The sequence below is a fragment of the Microcoleus sp. S36a_B3 genome (assembly GCF_036700745.1).
Classification (GTDB): Bacteria; Cyanobacteriota; Cyanobacteriia; order Cyanobacteriales; family Microcoleaceae; genus Microcoleus.
Genome location: NZ_JAUBPN010000029.1, coordinates 1 through 12,022, shown reverse-complemented (window position 1 = coordinate 12,022; position 12,022 = coordinate 1). Strand labels below are relative to the sequence as shown.

Below are 12,022 nucleotides of genomic sequence, written 5' to 3'. Positions count from 1 at the left end.
TTGCGATCGACCGCCCGGATCTCAATTAATGCAAAAAGTATGTTGTTATAGTACCATCCCCCCGATCGAGTATCGTATATTCTCCCTAGGGGGCGACAAAACAACAAATTCAAAACTGAGATGCTACCCTACAGACAAGGCGATTCAACTGACAAAATATCGCTATTTGGGCTTTTCAGCGGAGGGCTGGAAGTTTCCGCACCACAAGAAAAATTATTTGTTGTGGGCTTGACTTCTAGCTTCTGAAAATAGTGCAAAATGTCCAATTCAACTGATAACTAGAAACAGACAACTAATGATAGCTTTGCTTGACGCATTCCTCGCCCAAACGCCCGCTGCTGATGTTGGCGGGCCCGCTCCACTCAATTTGGTGCAGACGATTGTTTTAGGAATTGTACAGGGATTAACGGAGTTTTTACCAATTAGTAGCAGCGCTCATTTGAAGGTAGTGCCGATCGCCCTGGGATGGGGCGATCCGGGGGTTGTTTATACTGCTGTGATTCAGTTAGGCAGCATTGTCGCCGTGCTTTGGTATTTCTGGAAAGACTTGACAAATATAACTCTGGGTGCAGTCAACGCTGTGGTGCAGCGCGACTACAAATCGCAAGAGTTTAAAATGGCATTGGGGATTGCTTTGGGAACAATACCTATAGTCTTTTTTGGGCTGCTAATCAAGATATTTGTTCCAAATTTTGACAAATCGCCGCTGAGGAGTTTGGCAAGCATCGCCATTGCTTCGATTTTCATGTCGCTGCTGTTAGCAATAGCCGAAAAAATTGGCACGCGCGATCGCACTTATGAAAAATTAACCGTCCAAGATGGGATTTTGATGGGGTTAGGTCAAGCAATGGCATTGATTCCGGGGTGTTCGCGATCGGGTTCTACCCTAACAGCAGGATTGTTTATGGGACTGGAAAGGGCCGCCGCCGCGCGGTTTTCTTTTCTATTAGGAATTCCGGCAATTACTCTGGCTGGATTAGTGGAATTGAAGGGTGCTTTGAGTTCAGGAATCGACAGTGCTGGACTTGTGGCTTTGATAGTGGGAACGATTTCGGCCTTTGTGTTTTCCTATTTGTCTATCGCGTGGCTGATGAAGTTCCTGCAAACTCAGAATACGTGGGTATTTGTGTGGTATCGGCTGGCCTTTGGCGTGGCTATCTTGACCGCGCTTGCAGGTGGAGCATTGAGAAATAGTTAATAGGTGAAATAAGCTTAGCAGGAGCGATTTTAGCCGCTCCTGCCCTACAAAATAGCAGCAAACAAGGACAGAATTAAACTATGAGCGCACATCAAAAATCCATCATCGACCAATTCACCCGTCAGGCTGTGCCATTCTCCAACTTATACGGCCATACAAATCAAGAATCTCTGGATTTATTGATAAAAATGGCCAACGTATCTGACAAGGATACAGTTCTAGATGTTGCTTGCGGCCCCGGTATTGTTGCTTGTGCTTTTGCGGCAGTTTCCCATCACGTTACTGGCATCGATTTAACACCAGCAATGCTAGAACAAGCCCAGATTTTGACCGAGCAAAAAAATTTGACTAATCTCTCGTGGTTGCAAGGCGATATCGAGACGTTACCGTTTCCCGATGATAGTTTTTCCATTGTGCTGAGTCGTTACGCTTTTCATCATTTTTTACGGCCGGATGTTGTGCTGTCGGAGATGGTTCGGGTGTGTCGGGCGGGCGATCGCATTTTGATTGCTGACGTGGCAATGCCACCGGAAAAAGTTGATGCTTACAACTATATTGAAAAGCTGCGCGATCCATCTCATACTCGCGCCTTGACTCTGGAAGAGTTGCCTAAATTAGTCGCGGATGCCAATATTCAAAATGTTAAGTTGGCATTTTATAAGGTAGAATTAGAGCTAGAACAGCAGTTAGCTGCTTCTTTCCCAAACCCCGGCGATGACGATAAGCTGCGACAAATTTTTAGAGATGATATTGGTGTTGACAGTCTGGGAATTGGCGCACATTTGCGAGGCGATGCAATTCATTATGCGGTTCCCATCGCTGTGATTGTGGGGGAAAAAGCAAAGTGATAGTTAACAAGTAAAGGGAGCATCTCAGTTTGGCAAAAAGATTTTTTTTGTAGTGAGAGCGTCCCCGCTCGCGAGTGGTACAATATGCGAGCGGGGACGATCGCACTATAAATGCAAAACTGAGATGCTCCTACTGGTGGCAAAAATCAATTAAAATTAAATAATTTCTCCTACACCAAGCTGCACAATTCTATTTTCGCCGAGGCTAAGCGATGTCTACCGAAAAATTAGTTAACTGGCTCGAATCAAACACCGAATTAGGCATATTATCCCGCGAGATTTTACAGGCGATCACCCACCAGCCCTCAATACTTTTTCCGCCGTCAGTTTCAACCCTGGAAAAGTTGGAGAAACGATCGCCTGATTGCCTCGAAGCTTCTGAATTTCATACTCTCCATCCACTAGAGTACAGATCGAGAGGGTAGGCTGTTTGGGTTTCCCTATGTGTCGAGTACCCCCCAATCCTGCGTAGTCTGCAATCCAATATTCGGGGATGCCTAAAGCCGCATAGTCTTCAACCTTACGGGCATAATCGTTTTGCCAGTTGCTACTCACAACTTCAGCCACAAATTTAATCGAACTACCTAAAGTCAGGATCGACTGTTCAGACCAAAGCAGTTCTTTGGGAAGTTCCTCTCGATTGACAACTGCAATGTCAGGTCGAAATGCTGTCATACTACTATTAGAAGGGCGCAATAGTCCCCGCTGAAGGACAAACCAAGGCAAACCTATTCCGTCGATCTGAACACAGATTTTTGTGGTAATGAAGGCTGCAACTTCTTCATGCGGGCCTGTGGGTTCCAAATCAAACACCTCTCCATCGATCAGTTCATAGCGGTTATCGCCACCATAACGATCGAGAAACTCGTCAAAGCTGAGTGGCTTCTGTTGTATTGGTTGGTCGATCGCAATGGTCATAAGTCAACTTAGCCCAATCAATGCCTTCAGTCTACCAGAACAAATAGACTGGTTGGGTTATAAATTCAAAAAACTCTGAAGTCAAAAGCCTAGCAAGCCTTTTAGCGGTTATTGTCTCGAAGTGCCTGAAACTTAATGGTGACAAACTTTTCAGCGATTTTCTCTGTTAAATTCCAACAAGTCTAATCATTAGATCGAGGTCTAAAAGCGAAAAGCGAAGAGTGTCCTCCTCCCCTCTCACCGATACATTCAAGGAATTTAACAAACAATATCAAAAAACAATATAATTATTTCCAGGTTTCTGACCAGAATCAAATTTATTATCCATACTACGATTCTATTTTCGCCGAGGCTAAGCGATGTCTACCGAAAAATTAGTTAACTGGCTCGAATCCAACACCGAATTAGGCATATTATCCCGCGAGATTTTACAGGCGATCGCGCTGGAAATGGAAATGGCAACTTTTCCCCCGGGATTTCGAGTGGTAATCGAAGATACGCCCGTCACCAATCTCTACATCCTAGAAAGAGGACAAGCCGATCGCTACCGGCGCAAACAACCCGGTTTAATGTGGGGGAGTAGTTTGTTACCGGGGGCGATCGTCAATTTATCCGCCCTCCAACGATCGCAACCGGCAGATAGTCGAATTATTGCCCGTACAGAATGTCAATTTTGGGTAATTAGTGCCTCGCGCTGGCGCAGTTTGCTAGAAAGATATCCACGCATCACCGAAGCCTACGCTCAACGCTTGGCCGCGAAATTAGAGCAGCTAGAATCAGAAATCGCCTACGAAAGAGAGCGTCAAAACGCCCTCCGCAGCTATCTAGTACCAAGGGCGAAACGCGGAGTAATTGGAAATAGCCGTTATGCAGTGAAATTGCGCCAACAAATTCGCACAGCATCGAGTGACAATCGATCGGTATTAATCTCTGGCGAACCGGGTTTAGAAAAAGATAATTTAGCAGCTTTAATTCATTTCGGTTCCCACCGCCGCAACGAGCCAGTTATTCAGATCAAAAGTGCCTTGCTGCAGGCTAATGGAGCAGAATTATTCGGGCGTTTGGGCGGCAAACCAGGATTGTTGGAATGGTTGGGCGAAGGGACGTTAATTTTCAATGACGTGCAAGAATTACCAGCTCAATTATGCCCCCAAATTCAGCAACTATTAACCGAAGGAACCTATACATTAGTAGTCAAAGAAGGACAAATACCACCGCCACCGCGTTCTACTAATGCCCGCATTATTTTAATCTCAGAAATTGTGCAGCCCAAGCTAGATAAGCTGACACAACACAAGATTAAAGTCCCATCCTTGCGGGTGCGAAAAACAGATTTAGAAGCACAAGTCAACTATTATCTCAATATCATTGGTCGCAAAAAGAAATTAGTCAAGCCCCAAGTCACACCAGAAGCAATTCGCCGCTTGCAAGCCTACGATTTCCCCGGTAATTTGCAGGAATTGCAGGGAATGGTCGATCGCGCTTTAGTTCAAGCCCAGGGAAGTCAGGTACTAACCGAAGAAGTATTTTGGGCCCAAGCGGCAAAAAAACAAAGATTTCGCCTGAATTTATTAAATATCTATCCTAAATTTAGGCAATTTTTGCGGAGTGATTGGTATCCCGATCGCGTAAATTATTGGTTTACAAGTTGGGTATTTGCATTAGTAGTAATTATTCTATTTGTTGCCCCCCAAGATAGGGAGCATAATTTTGCTCTGAACATTTTCTGGGCCTGGTGGTGGCCGTTGATGTTATTATTATTCCCCCTAGTCGGGCGATTGTGGTGTGCCTTTTGCCCATTTATGATTTATGGAGAAATCGTCCAAAAACTATCGCTAAAATTTTTCCCGCGAACTCTCAAAAAATGGCCGCGCCAATTAGCTGAAAAATGGGGTGGTTGGTTTCTATTCGGACTATTTACCCTAATCTTTCTCTGGGAAGAGTTGTGGAATTTAGAAAACACTGCCTATTTATCCAGTTGTTTGTTATTGCTAATTACGGCGGGCGCGGTAATTTTTTCGCTGATTTTTGAAAGGCGGCTTTGGTGTCGATATTTATGCCCCATCGGAGGGATGAATGGATTATTTGCTAAACTTTCAATCATCGAATTGCGCGCCCAACAAGGAACCTGCGCGGCGGAATGCACCACCTACCAATGCTATAAAGGCGGCCCGGGCTTGGGGGAAGGATTAACCACTAATGGATGTCCAATTTATTCCCATCCGGCCCAATTAACTGATAATAAAGATTGCGTCTTGTGCATGACTTGCTTAAAAGCTTGTCCCCATCGATCGGTAGAATTAAATGTGCGCCCTCCGGGAATCGAATTATGGACAACCCATGTTCCTCACAGTTATGAAGTTGCCTTGTTATTTCTATTATTAGGCGGTATCTATCTCCATCGCTTACCGGAAATCGATAGTTTGTTGGGGTTGGGCATCAATTTAGAGCAATTTTTACCTCACTTAGGAATGTCGCTTGCGGTGTTAATTATCCCGCCGCTGATTCCGTTAGTAGCTTATGCCGTCATGCAGGCAATTTACCGATTGGGACAAGCAAAAACTATCCCATTTACAACCTATAAACCTCTCTCATTTGTCTTTCTTGCCTATGGATATCTACCCCTAGTCTGGGGCGGTAGTTTAGCTCACTATTGGCGATTGGGTTTGCAGGAAGGCGGGCGATTGATTCCGGTAACTTTTGCCACTTTCGGACAAATTAGAGATGATTTGCCTAGTTTTGTAGGAGATCCAGCGGTGATTAGCTTTTTGCAAGGTTTTACTTTGATTGTCTCATTGTTGGTGACGATATTTGTGACTCAAAAAATTGCTAAGCGATCGATTAAATCTTTGATTCCTCAGCATTTAGCGAGTTTGTGCCTGATGGTGAGTTTGTGGTATGCGATCGTGGGTAACTAATGTAAAATAAAACCAGGAGGATTTACTATGAATTCACAACTTCAACAAGCGATCGATCTTGCTCAGTCACTGTCATTGACAGAACAACTTGAACTACTTAAAACACTATCCGGTATTATCCAACGCACCCATTCTCTGGAAACTCAAGCTGCAATAACAGAGGAAGATACAGATTTTTCACGCCTCAGCTTTCGCCAATCTTGGCAGCAAGCCATGACTGGACAAACATTACCCCTTTCTCAACTTTAGGAGGGTTTAGCACAACTTCTGAAGAATCAGATGCTTTAGTCTTTTCGTTATAATCCCATGAGTAAACTGGCTGGAAGCAAACTATGTCAATACCGAAAAAAGGAACAAGAAAAATTATTGTAGATGGGGAACCTTTCGTCTGGCTAATCCGAAGACAAGCTGCTAATATGCAAGCAGAATCGGGAAATCTTCATGTTGCTGTCGAACACGCTGATAGATCGGGATCGGTGTTAGTTATTATCACCGATAGAGCTCATTCTCAAGGTTGGAATCCAACAACTAACTGTACATTTATGCCAGTAAGACCCTCTGATGTAGCACAATGGATACGGCAAGCGGTGCAACTCGGATGGCAGCCAATGCGATCGGGAATAACTTTTCAGGTGCAGATTGCAGGAGGATGTGCAGAAAAAATATATTAGAGCCGGGAGTGTCGATCGGCTATGCTGAAGATAGAAAATTCACACCGCCCTCAATCTCAAAATGCTACTCGTTCCTACGGCTGAACCAATTCCGCTTGTGGCTGATGCAAACGGTGTCATCCGCATTAGCACAACCAGAGTCACCTTAGATACAGTCCTTACAGCTTTTCTAGAAGGAGCCACAGCAGAAGAAATCCGGGAACAGTACCCGTCTCTTGAACTTTCGGATATTTATTTTGCGATCGGCTACTACTTGCGACACCAATCCGAAGTTGATGCTTATCTGATGGAACGTCAACGTCTTGCCGCAGAAGTTCAGCAGGAAGCAGAAAAGCGTTTTAACCCAGTTGGAATACGCGATCGCTTATTAGCAAGACGCAACCAAAAAGGGTAGTTTTATATGCTGCGATTATTGGCTGATGAAAACTTTAACAATCAAATTGTTCGGGGTGTTTTGCGGCGGAATCCCGATGTTGAGATTGTCCGCGTTCAAGATATAGGACTCAGAGAAGCAGACGATCCAACAGTCTTAGAATGGGCTGCGCTGCAAGGGCGGGTTGTACTAACTCATGATGTAGCAACCATGACAAACTTTGCCTACGATAGAATCGAAGCTGGTTTGGCGATGCCAGGGTTATTTGAAGTCAGCCGCCGTGTTGCAGTGGGTTTGGCGATTGAGGAAATTTTGCTGATTTCTGAGTGCAGTCTGGAAGGAGAATGGGAAGGACAAGTGCGATTTTTACCTTTACGCTAACTGCCATAAAATTGTCATAATTCAATTAATGATACAGATTTAATGTGACTTAATAAATACAATAAATCATTTGAAAGCTTGTGGATTGTGGGTCGATCGCACTTCACAAACACATATTTTTTACTAGGCATCCTGCTTGACAAATGGTATAAATTATGATATGAGTTGAGACTTGATTAAAATAGAAAATTAATTTTTGAATAGCAATTTATCAAACTTGAAAATGCAAGCGCGAACTTATGAGCGAATCCTCAACCAAACCCGCCAGAATTACCAAAGTTATTCCCGACAGCATCGCAGCAGAAATGGGATTTGATGCTGGAGATTCCATCGTCGCTGTCAACGGCCAAAAACCCCGCGATTTAATCGACTATCAATTTCTGTGCGCCGACGAATTTCTGGAACTAGAAGTTTTAGATGCTAAGGGCAAAACTCACAAATTAGAAATAGAAAAAGAGTATGACGAAGACTTGGGCGTTGAATTTGAAACTGCCCTCTTCGACGGACTAATTCAGTGCAACAATCGCTGCCCTTTTTGCTTTATCGACCAGCAACCTCCGGGAAAGCGGGAAACTCTCTATCTCAAAGATGATGACTACCGACTTAGTTTTCTTTACGGCAGCTATCTCACTCTCACCAATCTGACTGAAAAAGAGTGGAAACGAATCGAACAAATGCGGCTTTCTCCTCTCTACGTCTCTGTGCACGCTACTGAACCGGACGTGCGAATTCGGTTGCTGAAAAATTTCAGGGCGGGGAAAATTTTAGAGCAAATTAAATGGTTTCAAGAGCGCCGCTTGCAAATTCACGCTCAAGTTGTGGTTTGTCCGGGGATTAATGATGGCGAACATTTGGAACGCACTTTGTTAGATTTGGCAAAGTTTCATACCGGAAATATCCCGGCTGTGGCATCGGTGGCTGTAGTGCCGGTGGGTTTAACTCGGTTTCGCCCTGCAGAAGATGAATTGATTGCTGTAACTGCCGAAAAAGCGCGGGAAGTTATCGCGCAAGTGCATCAAATTCAAGGGGTTTTGAGTCAGGGGAAAGGCCGCGTAAAAGCCAAGAAAAAGAATTCAAAATCTGGCTGTATTTGGCTGGCTGATGAATGGTTTTTAATCGCGGGTTTGGATTTGCCGTCGGCGGCTGATTATGAAGATTATCCCCAAATTGGTAATGGTGTGGGTTCTATCCGCCAGTTTATTGGGCAGTTTGAAGCGGCTTTTGCTAAGCTGCAACCGCTGCCGGTTATTGGGCCGCGCCAGTTGGTTTGGGTGGTGGGGAATGCTGTTGAAAAGGCTTTTGGGCCGATCGTACAACAACTAAACCAAATTCCCGGCTTGTCGGTCAACATGGCCGCACTCTCCAGCCGCTACTGGGGACAAACTATCACCGTCACGGGTTTGCTCACCGGGCAAGATTTGCTGGAAGCTTTGCAGGGGCGAGACTTGGGAGATGGCATCTTGCTGCCTTCGGTTATGCTAAAACAGGGTGAACCTCGTTTTCTCGATGACATGACCGTAGAACAGCTAGCTAGCTCGCTGAAAACCCGGATTTTGCCGGTGAGCGGAGTAGAGGAACTAATCTCAGGGGCGATCGGTCTGGCAACTGCTGAAGTTCAATTCTAAATTTTGAATCAAGCATTCAAAAGTTTAAGATGAGTAGGTAATTGTGACTTGTAAATGTTTAGTCCCGGCTACAGACTCGAAAATTGAGAACTCAATCTTGCTCTAAAATTGTCTCTAGAATTGCAGTAATTAAAAAATTATGCGTGTTTTTCGTCAAATCGTCGTGGTCGGAGTGGGCGCTGCAATTACTTTCAGCAACGCCGCACAAACTGCTTCGGCCCAGCCCCCGGCTCAATCTCTCGACAGCTCTGCCAGCTTAAATCAGCTCGAATTAGGCCCGAATATTCGATCGACCTCAAACACAGCGTCAGAACCAGCATCAGAGCCCGAAGAATCGATCGCCCTTAACCCCCCAACCTCCGAGGCGGATCGGCAAGGGGAAGCAAATATCGCAGCAACTGAGCCAACCAAGCCCGAGCAAGCATCAAAGCCCCAACAGGCTGCTCCGGCTTCCCCTGCAACTCAGTCTGCACAGAAGGCGCAGTCTGGAACGCCCGCAAATACAGTCTCTCAGCAGCCAATTCCGAGCGGCCCAAACAGTGTTCCGGCACCCAATTTGCCAGCACTAACTCCCCGCGGCACTCCCATCGAAAGTTTCCCCCCAGTCACCCCGAAGGGCATTTTAGAAACCAACCCTCCGGCTTCCCTAGAACCCAACCCGAATCCGCTGCTGTTTCCGACAAAGCCCGAGGATGTCAGGATCGAGCAAACAGAGTCAATTACCTTGCAGCAGGCTATAGACCTCGCCCGCCGCAACAGTCAAACTTTGCAAATCGCCGAGAAACAACTCGAACAAAGTCGATCGGCCGTGCGCGAACAACAAGCTGCTTTATTTCCAGACTTGACTTTTCAAATGAACGCGAGCCGCCAAGTCAGCGCCAGCGGACAGATTGGGGTGCAGTCCCGGCTACGCCGCAATGAGACTTTGCCGGCCAACCAACAACTGCCGGCGAATTCTCCCGAGTTCGACAATTTCGGCAGCACCAGTCTCAACAACAGTTTGCAGTTGAGCTACGACCTCGACATTTTCGGCCGCCGCAATGCTAACATCCGCGCGGCTAGGGAACAGTTGCGCTTTCGGGAACTCGATTTGGAGCGCCAAGCCGAGCAACTCCGCTTCGACACTGCTGAGGCTTACTACAATTTGCAAAACTCCGACGGACAAGTTGCTATCCGCCAAGCTTCTGTGAGAAATGCCCAGCAAAGTTTGCGGGATGCTGAAGCTTTGGAACGGGCCGGGGTAGGAACCAGGTTTGCGGTGTTGCAAGCTCAGGCAAATTTGGCTAACGAACAGCAGCAACTCTCGGTGGCCCGCCGCGACCAGCGAGTGGCCCAGCGCCGGCTGGCTGAGCTTTTGAATATCAGCCAGTCGGCAAACTTGACGGCGGCTGACCCGGTGGAGCAAGCTGGCTCTTGGCGGCTGTCTTTGGAAGAGAGTATCGTGCAGGCTATTAAGAATCGCCCTGAGTTGGAACAGCAGTTGGTACAGAGGGATATCAGCAAGCAGCAAAGGCGATCGATTCGGGCGGGGGGACTGCCTCAAGTCAGTGTCAGCGGTTCCTACAACTTCCAGGGGGTAACTTCTGACAATCCAGACCCGTTTTCTACTCGCGGCTGGGGAAGCGGCTATGCGCTGCAAGCGAATCTGACTTGGAATATCTTTGATGGGGGTGCGGTGAGGTCGAGGATCAAACAGCGGGATGCTGATATTGCGATCGCCGAAAGTCGATTTGACCAACTCCGCAACCAAGTGCGCCGGGAAGTGGAACAAGCGTATTTTGGCTTGGAGTCGAGTTTTGAGAACATCGAAACTTCTGAGGCGGGGGTTTTGCAGTCGAGGGAAGCTCTGCGTCTGGCGAGACTGCGGTTTCAAGCTGGCGTGGGTACTCAGACGGATGTGATTCAGGCGGAAACTGATTTGACTAGGGCTGAGAGAAACCGATTGTCGGCAATTGTCACCTACAACCTGGGGCTTTCGTCTCTCCAGCGGGCTGTGAGCAATCTTCCCAGTAATAACCTCTCGGATGCTCCTTGATAGGAGTTTGCCCCAAAAAATGCCACTGTAGGTCAACTCCAAACCCATATCCGATCGGTCATTCCCAATTTTCAAATCTCAAATCTCAAATGCTATGAGATTGGGTTGGGTTGGCTTGGGTTGGGTTGGGGCGATCGACCTTTAATCGCAAAGGATGAGACATCGGGTATGAAACGTTCGACACATTAGTTAATATTTGGTTAGAGAGCTCCATGTCAACTGCGTTAAGGAATCGGTAATGGCCAATATCAAGTTTGTGAAGGAAAATCAGGAAGTCATCGCAGCAGATGGAGCCAATTTGAGGCTCAAAGCTCTAGAAAACCGCATCGACTTGTACACGTTTTCGGGAAAGATGATGAATTGCGGGGGCTACGGTCAATGCGGCACCTGCATTGTGGAAATTGTCGAGGGAAGTGAAAACCTCTCGCCCCGTACTGATTTTGAGAACCGCAAGCTCAAGAAAAAGCCCGAAAACTATCGGTTGGCTTGTCAAACTACGGTCAACGGCCCGGTGAGCGTGAAGACTAAGCCGTAGCTAGGGTTTGCCAAGTTCTAGGGAAGAGGAAGAAGGAAGGAGGAAGACGGAAGAGGGAAGGCGGAAGAGGGAAGAAGCTGTAGACTTCTGGGGTTCTCGGGTTCTCGGGTTCTCCGAGGCTCCGAGGCTCCGAGGCTCCTTCTGTCTTCGAGTTTTCCTTTGGCCTTTGAGTGGTATCCTAGTAGTGTGTGTTTTCCTATTTTTTGATAGAGGCGGGGGTCTTCATGGAAGTTAATGATTTAGGTTTTGTGGCAACCATTCTGTTTGTATTGGTTCCCAGCGTTTTTCTCATCATTCTGTACATTCAAACGGCTAGCCGTCAAGGTGGAAAAGAATAGCAATTGCTGCTATTTTTGTCTGGCAAAAGCTAGTAGTCAAAAAAAGCGCCAACAGTTTTTTTCTGGGGCGCTTTTTTTGTGAACTGTTTGGGAACGAAAATTTAATTAGGGTTTGCTGAATAATCGATCGCAAACCAATCACAGGAGCGATCGATATATTCAAGCTTGGTTAATATAAGTTC

General features: G+C 46.4%; 12 protein-coding genes. 11 read left to right on the top strand and 1 reads right to left on the bottom strand.

The genetic code is table 11. The features are described 5' to 3' along the window. The first annotated feature begins 295 nt into the window (after positions 1-295). A complete protein-coding gene (locus QUA01_RS22940) occupies positions 296-1,198 on the top strand; it encodes an undecaprenyl-diphosphate phosphatase (protein ID WP_333092884.1) in 903 nt (300 codons plus the stop codon). 80 nt (positions 1,199-1,278) lie between these two features. Next, on the top strand, positions 1,279-2,046 hold the full coding sequence (locus tag QUA01_RS22935; protein WP_333092885.1) for a class I SAM-dependent methyltransferase: 768 nt from the start codon (positions 1,279-1,281) through the stop codon (positions 2,044-2,046). A 291-nt stretch (positions 2,047-2,337) separates the two neighbouring features. On the opposite strand, the gene QUA01_RS22930 is transcribed toward QUA01_RS22935, so the two are convergent. Beyond that, complete coding sequence (locus tag QUA01_RS22930; RefSeq protein ID WP_333092886.1) at positions 2,338-2,964, bottom strand: Uma2 family endonuclease; 627 nt, start codon at positions 2,962-2,964, stop codon at positions 2,338-2,340. A 359-nt stretch (positions 2,965-3,323) separates the two neighbouring features. On the opposite strand from QUA01_RS22930, the gene QUA01_RS22925 reads away from it, so the two are divergent. The 9 genes from QUA01_RS22925 to psbM all read left to right on the top strand — a co-directional run bounded on the left by QUA01_RS22925 (position 3,324) and on the right by psbM (position 11,840). Continuing rightward, entirely contained in the window at positions 3,324-5,882 is a 2,559-nt protein-coding gene (locus QUA01_RS22925; RefSeq protein ID WP_333092887.1) for a sigma 54-interacting transcriptional regulator, read from the top strand. A 27-nt stretch (positions 5,883-5,909) separates the two neighbouring features. Continuing rightward, positions 5,910-6,131, top strand: coding sequence for a hypothetical protein (locus tag QUA01_RS22920; RefSeq protein WP_333092888.1), 222 nt, complete (start codon positions 5,910-5,912; stop codon positions 6,129-6,131). 83 nt (positions 6,132-6,214) lie between these two features. Beyond that, positions 6,215-6,553 (top strand): hypothetical protein, encoded by a 339-nt coding sequence (locus QUA01_RS22915; RefSeq protein WP_333092889.1) that lies wholly within the window; start codon positions 6,215-6,217, stop codon positions 6,551-6,553. A 61-nt stretch (positions 6,554-6,614) separates the two neighbouring features. Beyond that, positions 6,615-6,947 (top strand): DUF433 domain-containing protein, encoded by a 333-nt coding sequence (locus QUA01_RS22910; protein WP_194066251.1) that lies wholly within the window; start codon positions 6,615-6,617, stop codon positions 6,945-6,947. Positions 6,948-6,953: 6 nt separating this feature from the next. Further along, positions 6,954-7,307 carry a DUF5615 family PIN-like protein gene (locus QUA01_RS22905; protein ID WP_194066250.1) on the top strand — a complete coding sequence of 118 codons (354 nt, stop codon included), beginning with the start codon at positions 6,954-6,956 and terminating at the stop codon, positions 7,305-7,307. A 239-nt stretch (positions 7,308-7,546) separates the two neighbouring features. Further along, positions 7,547-8,932: a TIGR03279 family radical SAM protein gene (locus QUA01_RS22900; protein WP_333092890.1), complete on the top strand. Its 1,386-nt coding sequence runs from the start codon at positions 7,547-7,549 to the stop codon at positions 8,930-8,932. A gap of 139 nt (positions 8,933-9,071) precedes the next feature. Beyond that, positions 9,072-10,967, top strand: coding sequence for a TolC family protein (locus QUA01_RS22895; RefSeq protein WP_333092891.1), 1,896 nt, complete (start codon positions 9,072-9,074; stop codon positions 10,965-10,967). A gap of 238 nt (positions 10,968-11,205) precedes the next feature. Next, positions 11,206-11,502, top strand: a complete 297-nt coding sequence (locus QUA01_RS22890) for a 2Fe-2S iron-sulfur cluster-binding protein (RefSeq protein ID WP_194065444.1) — start codon at positions 11,206-11,208, stop codon at positions 11,500-11,502. Positions 11,503-11,726: 224 nt separating this feature from the next. Beyond that, complete coding sequence (gene psbM / locus QUA01_RS22885; protein ID WP_193970859.1) at positions 11,727-11,840, top strand: photosystem II reaction center protein PsbM; 114 nt, start codon at positions 11,727-11,729, stop codon at positions 11,838-11,840. Positions 11,841-12,022: the final 182 nt, after the last annotated feature.

What these genes read in the sequence shown, in the direction of transcription:
- QUA01_RS22940 (WP_333092884.1), top strand. Translation starts at nt 296, where the DNA reads ATGATAGCTTTGCTTGACGCATTCCTCGCCCAAACGCCCGCTGCTGAT.
- QUA01_RS22935 (WP_333092885.1), top strand. Translation starts at nt 1,279, where the DNA reads ATGAGCGCACATCAAAAATCCATCATCGACCAATTCACCCGTCAGGCT.
- QUA01_RS22930 (WP_333092886.1), bottom strand. Translation starts at nt 2,964, where the DNA reads ATGACCATTGCGATCGACCAACCAATACAACAGAAGCCACTCAGCTTT.
- QUA01_RS22925 (WP_333092887.1), top strand. Translation starts at nt 3,324, where the DNA reads ATGTCTACCGAAAAATTAGTTAACTGGCTCGAATCCAACACCGAATTA.
- QUA01_RS22920 (WP_333092888.1), top strand. Translation starts at nt 5,910, where the DNA reads ATGAATTCACAACTTCAACAAGCGATCGATCTTGCTCAGTCACTGTCA.
- QUA01_RS22915 (WP_333092889.1), top strand. Translation starts at nt 6,215, where the DNA reads ATGTCAATACCGAAAAAAGGAACAAGAAAAATTATTGTAGATGGGGAA.
- QUA01_RS22910 (WP_194066251.1), top strand. Translation starts at nt 6,615, where the DNA reads ATGCTACTCGTTCCTACGGCTGAACCAATTCCGCTTGTGGCTGATGCA.
- QUA01_RS22905 (WP_194066250.1), top strand. Translation starts at nt 6,954, where the DNA reads ATGCTGCGATTATTGGCTGATGAAAACTTTAACAATCAAATTGTTCGG.
- QUA01_RS22900 (WP_333092890.1), top strand. Translation starts at nt 7,547, where the DNA reads ATGAGCGAATCCTCAACCAAACCCGCCAGAATTACCAAAGTTATTCCC.
- QUA01_RS22895 (WP_333092891.1), top strand. Translation starts at nt 9,072, where the DNA reads ATGCGTGTTTTTCGTCAAATCGTCGTGGTCGGAGTGGGCGCTGCAATT.
- QUA01_RS22890 (WP_194065444.1), top strand. Translation starts at nt 11,206, where the DNA reads ATGGCCAATATCAAGTTTGTGAAGGAAAATCAGGAAGTCATCGCAGCA.
- psbM (WP_193970859.1), top strand. Translation starts at nt 11,727, where the DNA reads ATGGAAGTTAATGATTTAGGTTTTGTGGCAACCATTCTGTTTGTATTG.